At 55.9% G+C, this 21,988-nt stretch carries 17 protein-coding genes and 7 tRNA genes; 5 read left to right on the top strand and 19 right to left on the bottom strand.

From position 1 onward, the window contains the following. Window positions 1-21: 21 nt before the first annotated feature. The 6 genes from B8P98_RS20280 to miaB all read right to left on the bottom strand — a co-directional run bounded on the left by B8P98_RS20280 (window position 22) and on the right by miaB (window position 7,077). Complete coding sequence (locus tag B8P98_RS20280) at window positions 22-933, bottom strand: amino acid ABC transporter substrate-binding protein (RefSeq protein ID WP_025711857.1); 912 nt, start codon at window positions 931-933, stop codon at window positions 22-24. A 356-nt stretch (window positions 934-1,289) separates the two neighbouring features. Then, window positions 1,290-2,828 (bottom strand): apolipoprotein N-acyltransferase, encoded by a 1,539-nt coding sequence (lnt, locus tag B8P98_RS20275; protein WP_025711855.1) that lies wholly within the window; start codon window positions 2,826-2,828, stop codon window positions 1,290-1,292. 128 nt (window positions 2,829-2,956) lie between these two features. Then, entirely contained in the window at window positions 2,957-3,835 is an 879-nt protein-coding gene (gene corC, locus B8P98_RS20270) for a CNNM family magnesium/cobalt transport protein CorC (RefSeq protein WP_004197606.1), read from the bottom strand. Between the two features lie 147 nt (window positions 3,836-3,982). After that, window positions 3,983-4,456 carry an rRNA maturation RNase YbeY gene (gene ybeY, locus B8P98_RS20265; RefSeq protein WP_002894722.1) on the bottom strand — a complete coding sequence of 158 codons (474 nt, stop codon included), beginning with the start codon at window positions 4,454-4,456 and terminating at the stop codon, window positions 3,983-3,985. Next, on the bottom strand, window positions 4,453-5,499 hold the full coding sequence (locus tag B8P98_RS20260; protein WP_004176871.1) for a PhoH family protein: 1,047 nt from the start codon (window positions 5,497-5,499) through the stop codon (window positions 4,453-4,455). The genes ybeY and B8P98_RS20260 overlap by 4 nt, the downstream gene beginning before the upstream one ends. 153 nt (window positions 5,500-5,652) lie before the next feature. Then, complete coding sequence (gene miaB, locus B8P98_RS20255) at window positions 5,653-7,077, bottom strand: tRNA (N6-isopentenyl adenosine(37)-C2)-methylthiotransferase MiaB (RefSeq protein ID WP_025711850.1); 1,425 nt, start codon at window positions 7,075-7,077, stop codon at window positions 5,653-5,655. A gap of 179 nt (window positions 7,078-7,256) precedes the next feature. On the opposite strand from miaB, the gene ubiF reads away from it, so the two are divergent. After that, entirely contained in the window at window positions 7,257-8,432 is a 1,176-nt protein-coding gene (ubiF, locus tag B8P98_RS20250) for a 3-demethoxyubiquinol 3-hydroxylase (protein WP_025711848.1), read from the top strand. A 119-nt stretch (window positions 8,433-8,551) separates the two neighbouring features. Here ubiF and B8P98_RS20245 read toward each other — a convergent pair. The 12 genes from B8P98_RS20245 to nagB all read right to left on the bottom strand — a co-directional run bounded on the left by B8P98_RS20245 (window position 8,552) and on the right by nagB (window position 15,644). Beyond that, window positions 8,552-8,626: transfer RNA gene (locus B8P98_RS20245), tRNA-Gln, on the bottom strand. Between the two features lie 75 nt (window positions 8,627-8,701). Continuing rightward, window positions 8,702-8,776, bottom strand: a tRNA-Gln gene (locus tag B8P98_RS20240). A gap of 47 nt (window positions 8,777-8,823) precedes the next feature. Beyond that, window positions 8,824-8,900: transfer RNA gene (locus B8P98_RS20235), tRNA-Met, on the bottom strand. A 23-nt stretch (window positions 8,901-8,923) separates the two neighbouring features. Beyond that, window positions 8,924-8,998 (bottom strand) — tRNA-Gln (locus B8P98_RS20230). A 36-nt stretch (window positions 8,999-9,034) separates the two neighbouring features. Then, window positions 9,035-9,109, bottom strand: a tRNA-Gln gene (locus B8P98_RS20225). 23 nt (window positions 9,110-9,132) lie between these two features. After that, window positions 9,133-9,217: transfer RNA gene (locus tag B8P98_RS20220), tRNA-Leu, on the bottom strand. Between the two features lie 8 nt (window positions 9,218-9,225). Continuing rightward, window positions 9,226-9,302, bottom strand: a tRNA-Met gene (locus B8P98_RS20215). A 236-nt stretch (window positions 9,303-9,538) separates the two neighbouring features. Then, window positions 9,539-11,203 carry an asparagine synthase B gene (gene asnB / locus B8P98_RS20210; protein WP_025711847.1) on the bottom strand — a complete coding sequence of 555 codons (1,665 nt, stop codon included), beginning with the start codon at window positions 11,201-11,203 and terminating at the stop codon, window positions 9,539-9,541. A gap of 278 nt (window positions 11,204-11,481) precedes the next feature. Continuing rightward, window positions 11,482-12,234, bottom strand: a complete 753-nt coding sequence (locus tag B8P98_RS20205) for an HAD-IIA family hydrolase (protein ID WP_025711845.1) — start codon at window positions 12,232-12,234, stop codon at window positions 11,482-11,484. Window positions 12,235-12,350: 116 nt separating this feature from the next. Then, window positions 12,351-13,571, bottom strand: coding sequence for a DNA-binding transcriptional regulator NagC (gene nagC / locus B8P98_RS20200; protein WP_025711844.1), 1,221 nt, complete (start codon window positions 13,569-13,571; stop codon window positions 12,351-12,353). An 8-nt stretch (window positions 13,572-13,579) separates the two neighbouring features. Next, entirely contained in the window at window positions 13,580-14,728 is a 1,149-nt protein-coding gene (nagA, locus tag B8P98_RS20195) for an N-acetylglucosamine-6-phosphate deacetylase (protein WP_080897279.1), read from the bottom strand. 115 nt (window positions 14,729-14,843) lie between these two features. Beyond that, window positions 14,844-15,644: a glucosamine-6-phosphate deaminase gene (gene nagB, locus B8P98_RS20190; RefSeq protein ID WP_012542446.1), complete on the bottom strand. Its 801-nt coding sequence runs from the start codon at window positions 15,642-15,644 to the stop codon at window positions 14,844-14,846. 315 nt (window positions 15,645-15,959) lie between these two features. Here nagB and nagE point away from each other — a divergent pair, with 315 nt between their 5' ends. Together nagE and glnS are read left to right on the top strand one after the other, a co-directional pair. Continuing rightward, window positions 15,960-17,909 (top strand): PTS N-acetyl glucosamine transporter subunit IIABC, encoded by a 1,950-nt coding sequence (gene nagE, locus B8P98_RS20180; RefSeq protein WP_025711842.1) that lies wholly within the window; start codon window positions 15,960-15,962, stop codon window positions 17,907-17,909. Window positions 17,910-18,087: 178 nt separating this feature from the next. After that, window positions 18,088-19,755: a glutamine--tRNA ligase gene (glnS, locus tag B8P98_RS20175; protein ID WP_025711841.1), complete on the top strand. Its 1,668-nt coding sequence runs from the start codon at window positions 18,088-18,090 to the stop codon at window positions 19,753-19,755. A gap of 54 nt (window positions 19,756-19,809) precedes the next feature. Here the strand turns inward: glnS and B8P98_RS32045 are convergent, their stop codons facing one another. After that, window positions 19,810-19,962 (bottom strand): hypothetical protein, encoded by a 153-nt coding sequence (locus tag B8P98_RS32045; RefSeq protein WP_410476992.1) that lies wholly within the window; start codon window positions 19,960-19,962, stop codon window positions 19,810-19,812. Window positions 19,963-20,192: 230 nt separating this feature from the next. Between B8P98_RS32045 and chiP the strand changes: the two genes are divergently transcribed. Both chiP and B8P98_RS20160 read left to right on the top strand, forming a co-directional pair. Further along, the gene (gene chiP, locus B8P98_RS20165; RefSeq protein ID WP_095033371.1) at window positions 20,193-21,596 is read left to right on the top strand and encodes a chitoporin ChiP; all 1,404 of its coding nucleotides are present in this window, start codon (window positions 20,193-20,195) and stop codon (window positions 21,594-21,596) included. A 47-nt stretch (window positions 21,597-21,643) separates the two neighbouring features. Then, complete coding sequence (locus B8P98_RS20160) at window positions 21,644-21,976, top strand: ChiQ/YbfN family lipoprotein (protein WP_025711839.1); 333 nt, start codon at window positions 21,644-21,646, stop codon at window positions 21,974-21,976. Window positions 21,977-21,988 lie beyond the last annotated feature (12 nt).

Here is a 21,988-nt window from a genome sequence, read left to right as displayed (position 1 = left end):
TCCCGCCCCTGGTTGTTATAATTAGTTCAGTGCTTTGTCATTAGGTGATTTGAACAGCGCTTTCATGTCGTCAGACAGTTCGAAGTTCAGGTTAAGGTTTTTCGGCGGAATTGGATTTTTGAACCATTTATCAAACCACTTCGCCGCTTCGCCAGAGGTCTGGGCCTGGGCAACGGTTTCATCGACCAGCGCTTTGAAAGACGGATCGTCTTTACGCAGCATGCAGCCATAGGCTTCTTTTGACTGCGCGGTGCCGACGATTTCCCAGTTATCCGGTTTCTTTGCCTTCGCGCGTTCGCCAGCCAGCAGGGCATCATCCATCATAAAGGCCACCGCGCGCCCGCTTTCCAGGGTACGGAAAGAGTCGCCATGATCTTTAGCGCTGATAATGCGCATATTCATTTTTTTCTCATCGTTCAGCTTATGCAGCAGGATCTCTGAGGTGGTCCCGGAGGTGACAACCACCGCTTTGTCCTTCAGGTCCGGGAAATCTTTGATCGGGCCGCCTTTCTTCACCAGCAGACGGGTGCCGACCACGAAGATGGTGTCGGAGAAGGCTGCCTGTTTCTGGCGCTCAAGGTTGTTGGTGGTTGAGCCGCACTCGAAATCAAAAGTGCCGTTCTGCAGCAGCGGGATACGGTTCTGGGAGGTGACCGGGATCAGTTTCACCTGCAGGTCGGGCTTGTTCAGTTTTTTCTTGATGGCATCGACGATGGCGTTGGAGTAGTCCTGAGAGTAGCCCACAACCTTCTGCTGATTATCGTAGTAAGAGAACGGGACGGAAGATTCACGATGCCCGACAACGATAACCCCGTTTTTAGCGATCTTATCCAGAGTGCTCTGGCCAGTCGCCGGGGCGGCATCTTCTGCCTGTGCCAGACCGGCAGTCATCCCCATCACCAGCATTGCTGTGGCCAGTTTACGTAATTGCATATCCAACTCCTTATCCGCAGCGTCAGCGACGCTATTGATACCCATTGTGATTGTGTGTGTTGTTATTAGGGGCACGCATCCACGTGCCGCATTTGTATGTGTTTGTTAGCATTTAGTTTGGCTTAATGTAAAGATTTTGCTGTTTTATTGTTTATTTTTGCGAAGTGCTCCGCACCAATGGGAGGCAAAGATCTTCCATTGCACCAAAATAGCGCGACCATCGAACGTTTATGGTGCAACCCGGTTGCACTGAGGCGGACGACGGCGCTACCCGATAAAAATAAAGCAATGTCTGTGCCAGAATGGCAGAGGGCGGGGTGAAAAAAGCCGGCGACGGGCGTCGCCGGCGGAGAAACTTATCGGCGACGCTGACGCAGACTCATCAGCAGGGCGCCGAAGCCAAACAGCACCGTCAGCGCCCATAGCGGCCAGTTGCCGGTGCGGGCATAAGGCGTTAGGCCGCTGGTGGGCGTAACGGTGGTGGTCAACACCGCGCGGGTAAACTGCGGGATCATCTGCTGGATCTCGCCGCGCGGGCCGATCACCGCAGTAATGCCGTTGTTGGTGCTGCGCAGGAGTGGGCGGGCCAGCTCCAGCGCGCGCATGCGCGCCATCTGGAAGTGTTGCCACGGACCGATGGACTTACCGAACCAGGCATCGTTGGATATGGTCAGCAGGAAGTCGGTGTCCGGCCGGAAGTTATCGCGTACCTGTTCCCCGAGGATTATCTCGTAACAAATGGCGGCGGTGAGCTTCAGATTATGCGCCATCAGCTGCGGCTGCACGTAGGGGCCGCGGCTGAAGGAGGACATCGGCAGGTCAAAGAACGGCGCCAGCGGGCGCAGAATTGACTCCAGCGGCACAAACTCACCGAACGGCACCAGATGGTTCTTGTTGTAGCGATTGGTCGAGTCGTAGCGATACGGGTTATCTTTACCGAGCGTAATGATGGTGTTGTAGGTATCGTAGCGGTTCTGCTTATTGAGACGTGCATCGACAATGCCGGTGATCAACGAGCTGTCTTTTGCGCGCAGCAGATCGTCCATCATGCTGAGGAACTGCTGCTGGTTGATCTCCAGATCCGGGATCGCCGACTCAGGCCAGATAATCAGCTGCGAGTGGCCGATATGCGGCTGGGTCAGCGCCAGGTACGTTTTCAGGGTGTTGACCAGCTGCTTCTCATCCCACTTCATGGCCTGCGGGATATCGCCTTGCACCAGCGAGACCTGGGTCGCACGCGCCGGCAGCAGTTGATACCACTGGATATAGCGCAGCGGGAACGGCAGGGCGAACAGCAGCGCGGCGATGACCAGCGGCTTCCAGTTACGCTGGACGAGGGCCAGAGCCAGCAGGCCGCTGATTATCATCAGCAGGAAGTTAATCGCCTCGACGCCCATCACCGGCGCCAGGCCTTTCAGCGGGCCGTCAATCTGGCTGTAGCCGAACTGTAGCCACGGAAAGCCGGTCAGCACCCAGCCGCGCAGGAACTCGGTGATCTGCCAGACGACAGGGGCGGCAATAGCCATGCGGATCCAGCTGGTTTTGGGCCACAGACGGGCGAGCAGGCCGGCAAACAGGCCAGTATAGAGCGACAGATAGGCCGCCAGCAGAACGACGAGGAAAACGTTAACCGGGCCGGGCATGCCGCCAAACTGCGCGATGCTGACATAGACCCAGTTGATACCCGTGCCGAACAGGCCGAGTCCCCAGCAATAGCCGATGCTTGCGCTTTGCAGCGGGCGCCGGTTGAGAGTTAATGCCTGCAGGCCAACCAGCGAAACGATAGCCGCTGGCCAGATGTCATAAGGTGAAAAAGCCAGCGTTCCGCTGGCTCCGAATAACAGCGCCAGCAACAGGCGTACCCGCTGGCGTTCAAGAAGAGAGGCAAATACCATTTAGGTTAATCGTCCCGTTAATTAACGCCTGTTGTCACAGGCTATGCTCTTTGCCAGCCGGGTGAGGGGACAACCAGGTATCGCCCACGGTCTGTCTCCCGGCTGGCCGTGACCTTCGGTGCTGCCGCTTACTCTTCCAGCTTCGGCTGAGGAGCGTCATCCGGCAGCTTTACATGCACCTGAATGATACGACGGCTATCTGCCATTGCTACCTTGAATTGGTAACCGTCAATGTCGATAGATTCGCCGCGGGCCGGCAGGTGGCCAAAGGCCTGCATCACCAGCCCGCCAATGGTATCCACTTCTTCATCGCTAAAGTGCGTATCAAAGGCGTCGTTGAAGTCTTCGATGGAAGCCAGAGCGCGCACCGTCCAGGTATGGCGGCTCAGCTGGCGAAAATCGATATCTTCTTCTTCGTCGTACTCGTCTTCGATTTCTCCGACGATGAGCTCAAGGATGTCCTCGATGGTCACCAGGCCGGAGACGCCGCCGAATTCGTCAATAACGATCGCCATATGGTAGCGCTGTGAGCGAAACTCTTTCAGCATGCGGTCGACCCGCTTGCTTTCCGGGACGACAACCGCCGGCCGTAACACTTTTTCCATGCTGAAAGCTTCGGCGTCGCTGCGCATAAACGGCAGCAGGTCCTTGGCCATCAGAATCCCTTCGATGTGATCTTTATCTTCACTGATGACCGGGAAACGCGAGTGGGCGGATTCAATGATGACATCCAGGCACTCATCCAGCGTCTGGTTGCGTTTCAGGGTAATCATTTGTGAACGGGGGATCATAATGTCGCGGACCCGCTGGTCGGCGATATCCATTACCCCTTCGAGCATGTCACGCGTATCTTCATCGATAAGGTCGTTTTGCCCGGAATCACGGATCAGCGCCAGCAGTTCATCGCGGTTTTTCGGTTCCCCGTGAAAAAGCTGGCTGAGTAACAGGGAGAAAAATCCCTTTTTGCTGTTTACTGTGTCACTACTGTGTGAATTGTCGTCGCTCATGGCGTCGTTTGGGTTCTCATGTTGATTTAACTGTCGCTCGTCGCGCGTAAACTCAGCGCCGGACGGCATGGGTTGCCTGACGATCAGGCAGGTAAAACGCAGGAACAGCGGCCGGATGAGGCGCTAGCGCCGCCATCCGGCTGGGTGCTATTCCGCAATCTTCTCGGAAATGTACGGGTCCTCATAGCCCAGAGCAAGCATTATCTCTGTTTCAAGGCCTTCCATCTCTTCCGCTTCGTCGTCTTCGATATGATCGTAGCCCAGCAGATGCAGGCTACCGTGTACCACCATATGCGCCCAGTGCGCCTCAAGTGGCTTACCTTGCTCGCTGGCTTCCTGCTCTACCACCTGACGGCAGATGATCAGATCGCCGAGCAGCGGCATTTCAATTCCCGGCGGCGCTTCAAACGGGAAGGAGAGGACGTTGGTCGGCTTATCCTTGCCGCGGTAGGTCAGGTTCAGCTCATGGCTTTCTGCAACGTCGACCAGACGAATCGTTAACTCTGACTCCTCCTGAAACGGCGGAATGACGGCGTCGACCCAGCGTTGAAAAAGGGCTTCGTCCGGCAGGCCGCTGGTCTCTTCGCAGGCCAGCTGTAAATCGAGGATCACCTGACTCATTTTTGCTCCTGTTCCTGGGCTTCGCGTTTGCGCTCGGCGGCCAGCTCTGCTTTACGTTTCTGGTCTGCGGCTTCCCACGCCTCGTAAGCGTTCACGATGCGGGCGACCACCGGATGGCGCACCACGTCTTCGCTATGGAAGAAGTTAAAGCTGATCTCATCGACTTCGGCCAGCACTTCGATGGCGTGACGCAAACCGGATTTGGTGCTGCGCGGCAGGTCTATCTGCGTGATGTCGCCGGTGATCACCGCCTTGGAGTTAAAGCCGATGCGGGTCAGGAACATCTTCATCTGTTCGATGGTGGTGTTCTGGCTTTCATCAAGAATGATAAAGGCGTCATTCAGCGTCCGTCCGCGCATATAGGCCAGCGGGGCCACTTCGATGACGTTACGCTCAATCAGCTTTTCCACTTTCTCAAAGCCGAGCATCTCAAACAGCGCGTCATACAGCGGGCGCAGATACGGGTCGACCTTCTGGCTCAGATCGCCGGGCAGGAAGCCGAGCTTTTCGCCTGCCTCAACGGCCGGACGGGTCAGCAGAATCCGGCGGATCTCCTGGCGTTCCAGCGCATCGACCGCTGCCGCCACCGCCAGATAGGTTTTACCTGTACCCGCCGGACCCACGCCGAAAGTGATGTCGTGATCGAGGATATTGGCGATGTACTGTGCCTGGTTCGGCGTACGCGGTTTGATTACCCCGCGCTTGGTCTTGATATTGACGGCTTTGCCGTACTCCGGCACGCTTTCGGCGCTCTGCTCCAGTACGCGCGCTTCTTTGATCGCCAGGTGGATCTGCTCTGGTTCAATATCCTGAATCTGACCGCGCATTGGCGCTGTGTCGACATACAGGCTGCGCAGAATATCGGCGGCAGCGTGCACGCACAGGGCGCGGCCGGTCAGTTTAAAGTGATTGTCACGGCGGTTGATCTCAATGCCTAACCGACGCTCCAGCTGTTTGATGTTGTCGTCAAACGGGCCGCACAGGGCTAACAGGCGTGCGTTATCCGCTGGCTCCAGGGTAATTTCACGAGTGTCTATGTTCAAACTGTTCCTCTTTACGCAGGTGGCCGGACGCGACGCGTGGCCGGCTAATCAGGAAATTATTTACGTCACAGGAAAATGGCGCAAGCATTGCTGTAGATATAGGGACGGAGAGAGGAATTACAAGGCCTGCCGGAACCGACAGGCCTGAAGGGATCACGGCTGATAGATACCCACGCCAAGATCGTTCTCTTTACGGGTGCGGGCAATCACTGATTCGGGTGATTCAGCGATACGCAGACCCATCTCCGCTTCGGTACGCACGATTTTGCCGCGCAGCGAGTTGGTATACACATCGACAATTTCGACATCGACAAACTTACCGACGAGATCCGGTGTGCCTTCGAAGTTGACCACCCGGTTGTTCTCCGTACGCCCGGAGAGCTCCATGATGTTCTTCCGCGAGGTACCTTCCACCAGAATGCGCTGTACCGTGCCGAGCATGCGCCGGCTCCAGGCCATCGCCTGCTGGTTGATACGCTCCTGCAGAATATACAGACGCTGTTTTTTATCGGCCTCGGGCACGTCATCGACCATATCCGCTGCCGGAGTACCCGGGCGAGCGGAGAAGATAAAGCTGTAGCTCATATCGAAATTGACGTCGGCGATAAGCTTCATGGTCTTTTCGAAATCGTCTGTGGTTTCGCCGGGGAAGCCGACAATAAAGTCAGAGCTTATCTGAATATCCGGGCGCGCCTCACGCAGCTTGCGAATAATCGCTTTGTACTCCAGCGCGGTATGGGTGCGTCCCATCAGATTCAGCACCCGGTCAGAACCACTCTGCACCGGCAGGTGCAGGAAGCTCACCAGTTCCGGCGTATCGCGATAGACCTCGATGATATCGTCGGTAAATTCGATCGGGTGGCTGGTGGTGAAGCGAATACGGTCGATACCGTCGATGGCGGCGACCAGACGCAGCAGATCGGCAAAGCTGCCGGTGGTGCCATCGTAATTCTCACCGCGCCAGGCGTTCACGTTCTGGCCCAGCAGATTGACCTCACGCACTCCCTGCGCCGCCAGCTGGGCGATTTCAAACAGGATATCGTCGCACGGACGGCTGACCTCTTCCCCGCGGGTGTACGGCACCACGCAGTAGGTGCAGTATTTGTTGCAGCCTTCCATAATCGAAACAAAGGCGGTAGGGCCTTCGGCGCGCGGTTCTGGCAGGCGATCGAATTTTTCAATTTCCGGGAAGCTGATATCAACCACCGGGCTGCGGTTGCCGCGCACGGCGTTAATCATCTCCGGCAGGCGGTGCAGGGTTTGCGGCCCGAAAATAATATCGACATAGTGCGCGCGCTGACGAATATGGTCCCCTTCCTGGGAAGCCACGCAGCCGCCAACGCCAATAATCAGGTCCGGATTTTTCTCTTTCAGCAGCTTCCAGCGGCCAAGCTGATGGAAAACTTTTTCCTGGGCCTTCTCACGAATTGAGCAGGTATTGAGCAACAGCACATCTGCTTCTTCCGCCACTTCGGTCAGTTGATACCCATGTGTCGCATCCAGCAGATCGGCCATCTTTGATGAATCATACTCGTTCATCTGACAGCCCCAGGTTTTAATATGGAGTTTTTTTGTCATTGACTTGCTCATGCTCAGTAATAGATATCCAAAACGCGGGGATATATACAGGGTGAATTTCGCTTTCCAGGGCGCGTATTGTAATGCTTTGGTCGCCCCCTGACCAGTGCGAGCGTTATCACCGCAAGAGGGCGAAAAATCCGGTAAACTTAACGGATTCTGTTTTAAGGATAATAGCCATGACAATTCACGCAACAGATGTCGCCATCGTGGGCGGCGGCATGGTCGGCGGCGCCCTGGCGTTAGGGCTGGCGCAACAGGGATTTACCGTGACGGTGCTTGAGAAAACGGCGCCTCCGGCTTTCGAACCGGCATCCACCCCGGATGTGCGGATCTCGGCGATCAGCGCGGCCTCTGTCGGCCTGCTGAAGAGCCTCGGCGTCTGGGATGCGGTGCGGGCGATGCGCGTCCATGCTTACCGTCGTCTGGAGACCTGGGAGTGGGAGAGTGCGCACGTCGCCTTTGACGCCGCAGAGCTCAAACTGCCGGAACTGGGCTACATGGTCGAGAACAAGGTTCTGCAATGGGGCTTGTGGCAAGCGCTGGCGGCGCATGAAGGGGTCACCCTCCGCGTCGGCGACGAACTGGAGGCGATGCAGCGCGGCGAGGCGCATACTGCGCTGCATTTACGCGAGGGCGAGGCGATCCACGCCCGGCTGGTTATCGGCGCCGACGGCGCCAATTCCCAGGTGCGGGAGATGGCCGGCATCGGCGTACACGCCTGGCAATATCAGCAGTCCTGTATGCTGATCAGCGTCGAATGCGCCGACGATCCCGGCGATAGCACCTGGCAGCAGTTTACCCCCAGCGGGCCGCGCGCCTTCCTGCCGTTGTTTGACCGCTGGGCCTCGCTGGTCTGGTACGACACGCCAGCGCGGATCCGTCAGCTGCAGAGCATGACCATGACGCAGCTCCAGCAGGAGATCGCCAGTCACTTTCCGGCGCGGTTGGGACGAGTAACGCCGCAGGCGGCCGGCGCCTTTCCGCTCACCCGGCGGCATGCGCTGCAGTATGTCCAGCCGGGACTGGCGCTGGTAGGCGATGCGGCGCACACCATTCATCCGCTGGCGGGGCAGGGGGTTAACCTTGGCTATCGCGATGTGGATGCCCTGCTGGCGATCCTCGCTGAATCCCGCGGCCGCGGCGAAGACTGGGCCAGCCTGCCGGTGCTGAAGCGCTACCAGGCGCGGCGGCGGGCGGATAATTTTATTATGCAGTCGGGAATGGATCTGTTTTATGCCGGTTTCAGCAATGACCTGGCGCCGGTGCGGATGCTGCGCAATATCGGCCTGATGGCGGCCGAACGTGCCGGAGTATTGAAGCGTCAGGCGCTGAAGTATGCGTTAGGTTTGTAAAAGTGGTTTCCCGGGCAGGGGCGTAGCAGAAAGCCCCTGCCCGACAGTCAGTGCTGTGTAAGCATGCCTGAACGCCAATAGCAAAAAAGCCCACCGAAGTGAGCTTTTTTGCATTTAAGTGGCTGGGGTACGAGGATTCGAACCTCGGAATGCCGGAATCAGAATCCGGTGCCTTACCGCTTGGCGATACCCCAATTGTCTGTTGCGCTTTACCGTAACTACCCCGGTTGAGGGCAACAGTGCGTTCATTGCTGAACGACTTTTTAATTTGGCTGGGGTACGAGGATTCGAACCTCGGAATGCCGGAATCAGAATCCGGTGCCTTACCGCTTGGCGATACCCCAACAAATTTTTTACGGATTTATCGATGTGTATCGATACGTCCTGAATATGGTGGCTACGACGGGATTCGAACCTGTGACCCCATCATTATGAGTGATGTGCTCTAACCAGCTGAGCTACGTAGCCAAATTGTCTTACTGCTTCTTCGATGGCTGGGGTACCTGGATTCGAACCAGGGAATGCCGGTATCAAAAACCGGTGCCTTACCGCTTGGCGATACCCCAATACCGTCGCGGTTAACCGCAAATATCGAAGAAATATGGCTGGGGTACCTGGATTCGAACCAGGGAATGCCGGTATCAAAAACCGGTGCCTTACCGCTTGGCGATACCCCATCCGTACAACGCTGACTGGTGAATGGTGCGGGAGGCGAGACTTGAACTCGCACACCTTGCGGCGCCAGAACCTAAATCTGGTGCGTCTACCAATTTCGCCACTCCCGCAAAAAAGATGGTGGCTACGACGGGATTCGAACCTGTGACCCCATCATTATGAGTGATGTGCTCTAACCAGCTGAGCTACGTAGCCATCTTTTTTCGCGTAACCTTATCGGCGTTGCGGGGCGCATTATGCGTATTGGGCCTGCGAGCGTCAACCTCTTTTTCAAGGAAAATCGTTGTAATGTGACTGTTTGGTTAGGTTGCGAACAGCTCGCTGCAATATTCGGCAATTATTGGTTATTTATCGTTTTTCAGCGGCATAAATCCTGCAAAAAGAAAACGGACCCCGGAGGGTCCGTTTCGCGTGTCACCGCCCGTCAGGGCTTATTTGTAGGCCGACTGGTGGACGCCTACCGCACGGCCCGACGGATCGTTCATGGTCTTGAACGCTTCATCCCACTCAATGGCTTTCGCAGAAGAGCAGGCCACCGACGGACCGCCAGGCACACACTCCGCCGCGCTTGGCAGTGGGAACAGTTCTTCGAAGATCTCGCGGTACAGATAGCCTTCTTTGGAGGTCGGCGTGTTGTACGGGAAGCGGAAGCTCGCCGTTTCCAGCTGCTGATCGCTGATCTGCTTCGCGGCCACTTCTTTCAGCGTATCGATCCAGCTGTAGCCGACGCCGTCAGAGAACTGCTCTTTCTGCCGCCAGGCGACGCTGGCCGGCAGGTAAGATTCAAAGCATTCGCGCAGGATGTGTTTTTCCATTTTGCCGTTGCCGCACATCTTATCCTGCGGGTTAATGCGCATCGCCACGTCGAGGAATTTCTTATCGAGGAACGGTACGCGGGCTTCCACGCCCCAGGCGGACATCGCTTTGTTGGCGCGGGCGCAGTCAAACATATGCAGCGCCTGCAGCTTACGCACCGTCTCTTCGTGCAGTTCTTTGGCGTTCGGCGCCTTATGGAAGTAGAGGTAGCCGCCGAACACTTCGTCCGAACCTTCGCCGGAAAGCACCATTTTGATGCCCATGGCTTTAATTTTACGCGACATCAGGTACATCGGCGTCGAGGCGCGAATGGTGGTCACATCGTAGGTCTCGATGTGATAGATAACGTCGCGGATCGCATCCAGCCCTTCCTGCACCGTAAAGTGAATTTCATGATGCACGGTACCGAGGTGGTTGGCCACTTCCTGCGCCGCTTTCAGGTCAGGAGAACCTTCCAGACCAACCGCGAAGGAGTGCAGCTGCGGCCACCAGGCTTCGCTACGCTCCTGATCTTCGACGCGACGGGCGGCGAATTTCTTGGTGATAGCCGAGATGACCGATGAATCCAGACCACCGGAGAGCAGCACGCCGTAAGGCACGTCGGACATCAGGTGGCTTTTTACCGACTCTTCCAGCGCCTGGCGCAGCTCGTTTTTATCAGTAACGTTGTCTTTCACCGCGTCGTAATCGAACCAGTCGCGCTGATAGTACTGACGAATTTCGCCGTCTTTGCTCCACAGGTAGCTACCCGCCGGGAACTCTTTAATGGTGCGGCACACCGGCACCAGCGCTTTCATTTCGGAGGCGACATAGAAGTTGCCGTGTTCGTCATGACCCATGTACAGCGGAATAATACCGATATGGTCGCGGCCAATTAAGTACGCGTCTTTTTCGCTGTCGTACAGGGCGAAGGCGAACATCCCCTGCAGGTCGTCGAGAAACGCCGGACCTTTTTCCTGATACAGCGCGAGGATTACTTCGCAGTCGGAACCGGTCTGGAACTGGTAGCGATCGCCATATTCCGCGCGCAGCGCCTGATGATTGTAGATCTCGCCGTTAACGGCCAGCGCATGGGTTTTTTTGGCGTTGTACAGCGGCTGGGCGCCGGCGTTGACGTCGACAATCGACAGGCGTTCGTGCGCCAGAATCGCTTTGTCGCTGGCATACACGCCAGACCAGTCCGGACCGCGGTGGCGCATGAGGCGGGAAAGCTCCAGCGCCTTTTTACGCAGCTCGCCTGCGTCAGTTTTAATATCCAGTACGCCAAAAATAGAACACATAGCCTTCTCCATTACCCTGTCGTGTTTGATGTTGTGCTGGCTTCGTCTCGTGGCGAAGCCTGAGTGCGTGCTTAAGAAAATGCCGTAAAGGGGGAGCAGGCGCAAGGGTTTTGCGGCCGGAAAAAGAAAAAACGCAACTGCGATTGTTGAATAGTGAAAAAAGAGTATCTTTTGAACGCCTTTATTGAGGAATTCGTATTTATAGGCCGTTTTTATTAGATGGAGTAATTCTGATGGGCGCTATAAATAAAAAACCACGTCCTGAGACGTGGCGGGTATTAGAAAAGATCGATTTCCGCGACGGAAGGGTAAATCCACGATGGGCGGAACGGCATGCTGTCGATGTCGTCGAGGGTGGAGACGCCGGAGAGCACCAGAATGGTCTCCAGCCCCGCCTGGAAGCCGGCCAGTATGTCGGTGCGCAGGTTATCGCCGACGATCACCGTCTGCTCGGAGTGAGCCTGCATTTTATTCAGCGCTGAACGGATGATCCACGGGCTCGGTTTGCCGACGTAAAACGGCTTACGGCCGGAGATCTTCTCGATCCCGGCACACAACGCGCCGCAGGCCGGGTAGAAGCCGCGACCGTGCGTATCCGGGTTGGTGGCAATGAAGCGGGCGCCGTTGGCGACGAAGAAGGCGGCCTTATGCATCATTTCCCAGTTAAAGGAACGCGTTTCCCCGACGATGACAAAATCCGGGTTCACATCGGTAATGGTAAAGCCAGCTTTGTACAGCTCGTGGATCAGCGCGCCTTCTCCCACCACGTAGGCTTTTTTGCCTTCCTGGCGACGCAGAAAATCGGCGGTGGCCATCGCTGAGGTGTAAAAGGCGCTATCCGGCACATCGATGCCGGCGGTGGCGAAACGGTTCGCCAGATCCTGGCCGGTTTGCGACGGGTAGTTGGTCAGCATTACCAGCGGCATGCCTTTATCGAGGATGCGTTTGATAAACTCGGCAGCGCCGGGAACGGCGACGTTATCGTGCATCAGCACGCCGTCAATATCACAAATTATGTTTTGAATGGTCATGGTGGGTCCAGAATCATTAACAAAGACGAAACTATACGCGTCATCGATGAGGTTTCCCACCTCTGACGGGCGAGGCCCGCCAGTGTCAGGGTGACGCGCTATCAGAAAAGGGGCGATTAGCTCTCAAGCAAACGCTGCAGTAATGTGCCGTTGAGCATGGCGCGTTTGACCAGCGCGAAGGCGCCAATCGCAGAACGGTGATCGAGGGTAGAGCGTACCACCGGCAGGTTCTTACGAAACGCCTTCAGCGCCTGGGCGTTAATGCAGCCTTCAATGGCCGGAAGAAGGACCTTTTCAGCTTCCACTATTTCGCCGGCGACAACAATTTTTTGCGGATTGAACAGGTTAATCGCGATGGCGATCGTTTTGCCGAGGTGACGGCCCACGTACTCGATCACCTCACAGGCCAGGGCATCGCCCTTATTAGCCGCTTTGCAGATGGTTTTGATCGTGCAGTCATCCTGCGTCAGGCGGCTCTGGTAGCCCTGCTCCAGCAGGTGGCGAACCCGCTGTTCGATGGCGGCATTGGCCGCGACGGTCTCCAGACAGCCGAAGTTGCCGCAGTGGCAGCGCTCGCCCAGCGGGTCGACCTGAATATGGCCAATCTCGCCGACATTGCCGTTACGGCCAATAAAAATGCGCCCGTTGGAGATGATCCCCGCCCCGGTACCGCGGTGTACGCGCACCAGAATGGAATCTTCGCAATCCTGGCTTGCGCCAAAATAGTGCTCGGCCAGCGCCAGGCTGCGGATATCGTGTCCAACAAAACAGGTGACGTTGAAGCGTTTTTCCAGCGCCCCGACCAGCCCCCAGTTTTCCACTGCAATATGCGGCATATAGCGGATCACGCCGCTCTCCGGATCGACCAGCCCCGGCAGAATGACCGAAATGGCGATAAGCTCGCGGATTTTGCGCTGACAGTTTTCAATAAAGGTGGCGATGATATTCAGCAGGGCGTGTTCCAGCGTTTCCTGGGTGCGCTCGGGCAGCGGGAAGTGCTCCTCTTCCAGCGTCTTGCTGCTTAAATCATAGAGGGTCAGAGTGGCGTCATAGCGACCAAGGCGCACGCCAATGGCGTTGAAGTTGCGGGTTTCTGCGATGATGGAGATGGCGCGGCGGCCGCCGGTGGAGGCCTGCTGATCGACTTCTTTGATCAGGCCGCGCTCAATAAGCTGACGCGTGATTTTGGTCACGCTGGCAGGGGCAAGCTGGCTTTGTTCCGCGATCTGAATGCGCGAGATAGGCCCATGCTGGTCAATCAGGCGGTACACGGCCGCGCTGTTCAGTTGTTTTACGAGGTCAACGTTACCAATTTGAGCTTGTCCGCCTGCTGTCATACTTTTACTTACTCAGTGACGACCTCGTTACCATTAACGATGGTCTTGGTGATTTTATAATCGCGGGTAAAGGCGGTCAGGTTAGCGACCATGCCAGGCGCAATGCTGCCAAGCTGCTTGTCCACACCAATGGCGCGCGCCGGATAGAGCGTGGCCATGCGTAGTACTTCGTCCAGTGCGACGCCGCAATGCTCAACGAGATTACGTACCCCTTCAATCATGGTCAGTGAAGAGCCGCTGAGTGTGCCGTTTTCATCCACGCACAACCCATTGCGGTAGTATATTGTTTTCCCGGCAAAAATGAACTGGTCAATATTCGCCCCCGCCGGTGCGGTGGCGTCGGTGACCAGGCACAGTTTGTCGCCTTTCAGACGCTTGGCGTTGCGCACGTTGGCGTAATCGACATGCATCCCGTCGACAATGATACCGCAGTAGACATCCGGCTCGTCAAAAATCGCCCCGGCCAGACCCGGTTCGCGGCCGGTAATGTACGGCATCGCGTTATACAGGTGGGTGGCAAAGGTAATGCCTGCGCGGAAGCCGACTTTCGCCTCTTTCAGCGTGGCGTTGGAGTGGCCGGCGGAGACAACGATCCCGGCGGCAACCAGTTTGCGGATCACCTCTGGCTCAACGCGTTCCGGGGCGAGGGTGACTTTGGTGATCACATCGGCGTTGTCGCACAGGAAATCAACCAGCGCGGCGTCCGGTTTACGCACGTAGTCCGGGTTGTGGGTGCCTTTCTTGACGATATTCAGCCACGGACCTTCCAGATGCAGACCCAGCGCCTGGTTCGGGTGTTTTTGCAGGTATTCCCGCATCACGCGAACCCCTTGTTTCATCAGGTCGTCGCTGGAGGTAATCAGCGTCGGCAGGAAACTGGTGCAGCCCGAACGTTCATTCGCCTTCTGCATAATCTCCAGTGTTTCAACGGTAACCGCCTCTGGGCTGTCGTTAAACTGCACGCCACCGCAGCCGTTCAGCTGGACGTCGATAAAACCGGGGGCGATTATTGCGCCGTTCACTGAGCGCTGCTCGATGTCTGACGGCAAATCCGCCAGCGGACAGAGACGTTCGATAAGGCCATTAGCGATAACAACCGCATGGTCATCGAGAATTTCATGACCGGTATAAACCCGGCCCTGGGTTAATGCATACATTACGACCCCCGGTATATACGCCTCATCACGCCAGCAATCGCTCTTTTGCCGCCGGCCTGATGTTGCATACAAAGAAAAAAGATGGTCCCGCGCAACGCCGCGGGACGCGACTACATTACAGACCTTTAATATTTTCAGCTTCTAATTCGTTGAAATATTTCAGGGTCTTCACTTTCAGCTCCATAGTGGACGGCTCGTCGCAGACGATCACCGCTTTCGGATGCAGCTGCAGACAGGTAATGGTCCACATATGGTTGACGTTACCCTCTACCGCCGCCTGCAGCGCCAGCGCTTTCTGATGACCCAGCACCAGAATCATCACTTCTTCTGCATCCAGCAGGGTACCCACACCGACGGTCAGCGCATATTTCGGCACCAGATCCACATCGCCATCGAAGAAGCGAGAGTTTGCCACGCGGGTATCATGGGTCAGGGTTTTGATACGGGTGCGGGACGCCAGCGAAGAGGCCGGTTCGTTAAACGCGATGTGACCATCGTTGCCTACACCGCCCATGAACAGGTGGATTTTACCGTAGGAACGAATTTTTTCTTCATAGCGACGGCATTCCGCATCGATGTCTGGCGCGTTACCATTCAGCAGGTTGATATTTTCTGCCGGAATATCAACGTGGTCAAAGAAATTACGGTGCATGAAGCTATGATAGCTTTCCGGATGCTCTTTCGGCAGGCCAACATATTCATCCATGTTAAAGGTGACGACATGCTTGAAGCTAACCTGGCCTGCTTTATGCATCTCAACCAGCGCTTTGTAGGCGGTCAGCGGGGTGCCACCGGTCGGCAGACCCAGAACGAACGGGCGGTCCGCGGTCGGCTTGAATGCATTAATACGGTTAACGATGTGGCGGGCAGCCCATTTGCCGACCTGCTCAGCGGTTACCAGGGGGATCAGTCTCATTCTTCACCTCTATAGTTAAAGTAGAATCTGGCGGATTGGCGCCAGCACTCTGAGGAGAGTATTGCAGCAACTGCGCCGACCGGGGTCAATCCGTGTTGATTTTTTGAATGATAAAATAAGTTTTCGATGTTAGCCAGTATAAGGCAGGGGGGAATACGATATTTGGTGATAATAGTCACAAAAAATACCCTTTTAATTTGCGATACGAATTAATTTTTCACACACTTTGCCGGTAAGTGATAAAACCGACCTTGTTACACAATAAAAAAGTGGCTTTGAAAATGAGCCTCATCGGGGTCTCATAGGGGGAATAAGATGAATATTTTAGGTTTCTTTCAGCGACTGGGTAGGGCGTTACAGCTCCCTATCGCAGTGCTGCCGGTCGCGGCATTGCTGCTGCGCTTCGGGCAACCAGACCTGTTGAATGTACCCTTCATCGCGCAAGCGGGTGGGGCGATCTTTGATAATCTGGCGCTGATCTTCGCAATTGGTGTGGCATCAAGCTGGTCCAAGGATAACGCCGGTTCGGCGGCGCTGGCCGGTGCGGTGGGGTATTTCGTGATGACCAAAGCGATGGTCACCATTAACCCGGAAATTAACATGGGCGTACTGGCCGGTATTATTACCGGTCTGGTGGCAGGTGCGGTATACAACCGCTGGGCCGGCATCAAGCTGCCGGACTTCCTGAGCTTCTTCGGCGGCAAACGCTTCGTGCCAATCGCCACCGGCTTCTTCTGTCTGATCCTCGCGGCGATCTTCGGCTACGTCTGGCCGCCGGTGCAGCACGCTATCCACTCTGGCGGCGAATGGATCGTCTCCGCAGGGGCGCTGGGTTCCGGTATCTTCGGTTTTATCAACCGTCTGCTGATCCCAACCGGTCTGCATCAGGTGCTGAACACCATCGCCTGGTTCCAGATTGGTGAGTTCACTAACGCCGCAGGCGCTGTGTTCCACGGCGACATCAACCGCTTCTACGCCGGTGACGGCACCGCGGGGATGTTCATGTCCGGCTTCTTCCCGATCATGATGTTTGGTCTGCCGGGTGCGGCGCTGGCGATGTATCTGGCAGCACCGAAAGCGCGTCGTCCGATGGTCGGCGGTATGCTGCTGTCTGTTGCTATCACCGCGTTCCTGACCGGGGTAACCGAGCCGCTGGAATTCCTGTTCATGTTCCTGGCTCCGCTGCTGTACCTCCTGCACGCAGTCCTGACCGGGATCAGCCTGTTCATCGCAACGGCGCTGGGGATCCATGCGGGCTTCTCCTTCTCCGCGGGTGCAATTGACTATGTGCTGATGTACAGCCTGCCGGCGGCCAGCAAAAACGTCTGGATGCTGCTGGTGATGGGCGTGGTGTTCTTCTTCGTCTACTTCCTGCTGTTCAGCGCGGTGATCCGCATGTTCAACCTGAAAACGCCGGGTCGTGAAGACAAAGCCGCTGACGTGGTAACGGAAGAAGCGAACAGCAACACCGAAGAAGGTCTGACCCAGCTGGCGACCAGCTATATCGCCGCGGTGGGCGGAACGGACAACCTGAAAGCGATCGACGCCTGTATCACCCGTCTGCGTCTGACCGTCGGCGACTCGGCGAAAGTCAACGATGCCGCCTGTAAACGTCTCGGCGCGTCCGGGGTGGTGAAACTGAATAAACAAACCATCCAGGTTATCGTCGGTGCGAAAGCAGAGTCTATCGGCGATGAGATGAAAAAAGTGGTCACTCGCGGTCCGGTCGCTGCAGCCGCCCCGGCTGGCGACGTCGCCACCGCAGCGCCCGCGGCTAAACCGCAGGCAGTCGCGAACGCGAAGACCGTTGAGTCGCTGGTGTCGCCAATTACCGGTGACGTGGTGGCCCTCGAGCAGGTGCCGGATGAAGCCTTCGCCAGCAAAGCCGTCGGCGACGGCGTCGCGGTGAAACCGACCAGCAATATCGTGGTCGCGCCGGCTGCGGGTACCGTGGTGAAAATTTTCAACACCAACCACGCGTTCTGCCTCGAAACCAACAACGGTGCGGAAATCGTTGTTCATATGGGCATCGATACCGTGGCGCTGGAAGGCAAGGGCTTCAAACGTCTGGTGGAAGAGGGCGCGGAAGTGAAGGCGGGTGAGCCGATTCTGGAAATGGATCTGGACTTCCTCAACGCCAACGCGCGCTCAATGATAAGCCCGGTCGTCTGCAGCAACAGCGATGACTACAGCGCGTTGGTGATACTGGCGAGCGGTAAGGTCGTTGCCGGCCAGACGCCGCTGTATGAGATTAAAGGCAAGTAAGGCTCCTGAGTCGAGTTTATGCCTAAGCGGCGAAGGGAAACCTTCGCCGCTTTTTTTTCCAGCAATCGGCCCCATAATCCTCTTCTGATACCTATTTTACGTAACTAATAGTTGTCACTACGCCCTGCTTGTAAGATCATGTGCCGTTATACGTTGTTTACGCTTTGAGGAACCCGTGATGAGTGAGGCAGAAGCCCGCCCGACTAACTTTATCCGTCAGATCATTGATGAAGATCTGGCTACCGGTAAGCACACCACCGTTCACACCCGCTTCCCGCCGGAGCCGAACGGTTATCTGCACATTGGCCATGCGAAATCCATCTGCCTGAACTTCGGCATCGCCCAGGATTACCAGGGCCAATGCAACCTGCGTTTCGATGACACCAACCCGGTGAAAGAAGATATCGAATACGTGGAGTCGATTAAAAACGACGTGCAGTGGTTAGGTTTCCACTGGTCCGGGGACGTTTGCTACTCGTCTGATTATTTCGATCAGCTGCATCAGTATGCGGTTGAGCTTATCAACAAAGGGCTGGCCTACGTTGATGAACTCTCTCCTGATGAGATCCGTGAATATCGCGGCACCCTGAAAGCGCCGGGTAAAAACAGCCCGTATCGCGATCGCAGCGTAGAAGAGAACCTGGCGCTGTTTGAAAAAATGCGCAGCGGCGGTTTCGAAGAGGGCAAGGCCTGTCTGCGTGCCAAAATCGATATGGCGTCGCCGTTTATGGTGATGCGCGATCCGGTGCTGTACCGCATTAAGTTCGCTGAGCATCATCAGACCGGCAACAAATGGTGCATCTACCCGATGTACGACTTCACCCACTGCATCAGCGATGCGCTGGAAGGCATTACTCACTCGCTGTGTACCCTGGAGTTCCAGGACAACCGCCGCCTGTACGACTGGGTGCTGGACAACATCAGCATCCCGGTGCATCCGCGTCAGTATGAATTTTCGCGCCTGAATCTCGAATACACCGTGATGTCCAAGCGTAAGCTGAACCAGCTGGTGACCGAGAAGCACGTGGAGGGCTGGGATGACCCGCGCATGCCGACCATCTCCGGTCTGCGTCGTCGTGGCTACACCGCTGAATCCATCCGCGAGTTCTGCAAGCGCATCGGCGTGACCAAACAGGACAACACCATCGAGATGGCGTCGCTGGAATCCTGCATTCGCGAAGATCTGAACGAAAACGCCCCGCGCGCGATGGCGGTGATCGATCCGGTGAAACTGGTTATCGAGAACTATCCGCAGGGCGAAAGCGAAATGGTGGCGATGCCGAATCATCCGAACAAGCCGGAGATGGGCAGCCGCGAAGTGCCGTTCAGCGCCGAAATCTGGATCGACCGCGCGGACTTCCGCGAAGAAGCTAACAAGCAGTACAAACGTCTGGTGCTGGGTAAAGAAGTGCGTCTGCGCAATGCCTACGTGATCAAAGCGGAACGCGTAGAGAAAGATGCCGAAGGCAATATCACCACCATCTTCTGCACCTACGATGCCGACACCCTGAGCAAAGACCCGGCCGACGGCCGCAAGGTCAAAGGCGTGATCCACTGGGTGAGTGCGGCGCATGCGCTGCCGGTGGAGATCCGTCTCTACGATCGTCTGTTCAGCGTACCCAACCCAGGCGCGGCGGACGATTTCCTTGCGGTGATCAACCCGGAGTCGCTGGTGATCAAACAAGGTTACGCCGAACCGAGCCTGGCGCAGGCTGAAGCGGGTAAAGCTTACCAGTTTGAGCGTGAAGGATACTTCTGCCTCGACAGCCGCTATGCAACCGCAACCAGTCTGGTGTTCAACCGCACCGTCGGCCTGCGTGATACCTGGGCGAAAGCAGGGGAATAACGTCTCCGCCATGAAAAGCGTCGCATTGTGCGGCGCTTTTTTTTTGTTTCAGAATCAGCCAATTACTCTTTTTATTTTCGCGATGCGAATTAATCCTGTTTCAGGATGGCAATAAATAGATCTTCTGATGTTTCCTGTCATATACAAAAAACCAATGTAATCGCTTTCAGTCTTTTCTTTTTTCCCTGATTTTGCAATGACTTCCATGACAAAATCATCAGAGATAAGACTGTAACAAAACGACATAAATTATGTGCGCTTTGTCATAATCTTAAGCTTTGCCTCACGAAAAACATTGATAATTCGCGTCACGAAAAATAGTCTATCTACAGTGGTTTCGCGGCCTTTTTCACCGCCCCACATTTTGCAGTTTTATTTATTTTTTTAGCGAATGACCCCTGGTCTTCGCCTTTTAAAACGTCAAAGAGGATATGCACATGCGTACGTTTAGTGGCAAACGTAGTACGCTGGCGCTGGCTATTGCCGCCGTCACCGCGATGTCGGGCTGGGTTGTGGTTCCGCAGGCCAGCGCAGCAGGCTTTATCGATGATTCAACCTTAACCGGCGGTATCTATTACTGGCAGCGTGAGCGTGACCGTAAAGATGTGACCGACGGCGACAAATACAAAACTAACCTTTCTCACTCCACCTGGAACGCCAACCTGGACTTCCAGTCCGGCTATGCCGCCGATATGTTTGGCCTGGATATTGCCGCGTTTACGGCGATTGAAATGGCGGAAAACGGCGACAGCGGCCACCCGAACGAAATCGCCTTCTCGTCACGTAACAAAGCCTATGACGAAGATTATTCCGGCGATAAGAGCGGCATCAGCCTGTATAAAGCGGCAGCGAAATTCAAATATGGTCCCGCGTGGGCACGCGCAGGTTATATCCAGCCAACCGGTCAGACTCTGCTGGCTCCGCACTGGAGCTTTATGCCTGGTACCTACCAGGGGGCGGAAGCCGGCGCCAACTTCGACTATGGCACCGCGGGCGCGTTAAGTTTCTCCTACATGTGGACGAACGAATATAAAGCGCCATGGCATATCGAGATGGACGATTTCTATCAGAACGACAAGAAAACCAAAGTCGATTATCTGCACTCCATCGGCGCTAAATATGATTTCAAAAATGACCTGGTGCTGGAAGCGGCGTTTGGTCAGGCTCAGGGCTATATCGATCAGTACTTTGCTAAAGCCAGCTACAAGTTTGACGTCGCCGGTGCACCGTTGAGCACCAGCTATCAGTTCTACGGCACCCGCGATAAGGTCAGCAATGGCGGGGTCAACGACATCTATGACGGCACCGCATGGCTGCAGGCATTAACCTTTGGCTATAAAGTGGCGGATGTGCTGGATCTGCGTCTGGAAGGGACCTGGGTGAAGGCCGATGGCCAGCAGGGCTACTTCCTGCAGCGTATGACGCCGACCTACGCCTCCTCCAACGGTCGTCTCGATATCTGGTGGGATAACCGCTCTGACTTTAACGCCAACGGCGAAAAAGCGGTCTTCTTCGGCGCGATGTATGACATGAAAAACTGGGACATGCCTGGCTGGGCGTTTGGCGCCTCTTATGTCTACTCCTGGGATGCGAAGCCGGGCAGAATGTCCTCTCCGGATGCGTACTACGATCCTGACTATCGCCTGAAAGAGTCGGCCTACAGCCTGGATGCGCTGTATACCGTGCAGGAAGGTCGGGCGAAGGGCACGCTGTTCAAACTGCACTTTACCCAGTACGACAACCATTCCGATATCCCGAGCTGGAGCGGTGGCTACGGCAACATCTTCCAGGATGAGCGCGATGTGAAGTTCATGGTTATCGCCCCGTTCACTATTTTCTGATACCTGCGCGGCGGGCGTGAGCCTGCCGCACCTCCGGGAGAACGACAATGAAAAAAATGCTGTTCATTGCCATGATGGCATCGGGTCTGGCGGGCTGTACCGCTTCGCCGGCACCCGAAGAAGATTCTAAACTCAGAAATGCCTATAGCGCCTGTATTAATACGGCGGAAGGGAATCCGGACAAGATTGAAGCGTGTCAGAGCGTACTGAATGTCCTGAAAGAGGATAAACAGCACCAGCAGTTTGCTAACCAGGAGAGCGTCCGGGTACTGGATTATCAGCAGTGTATTCAGGCCACCCGCACCGGTAACGATCAGGCGGTGAAAGCGCGTTGTGACCAGATCTGGAAGGAGATCCGCAGCAATAATACGACCCATTAATCCAGACGATAA

Origin of the sequence: Klebsiella quasivariicola, from assembly GCF_002269255.1 — a bacterium.
GTDB lineage: Bacteria > Pseudomonadota > Gammaproteobacteria > Enterobacterales > Enterobacteriaceae > Klebsiella > Klebsiella quasivariicola.
The sequence above is the reverse complement of the archived record's forward strand: the minus strand, read 5'-3'. Positions and strand labels throughout refer to the sequence as shown.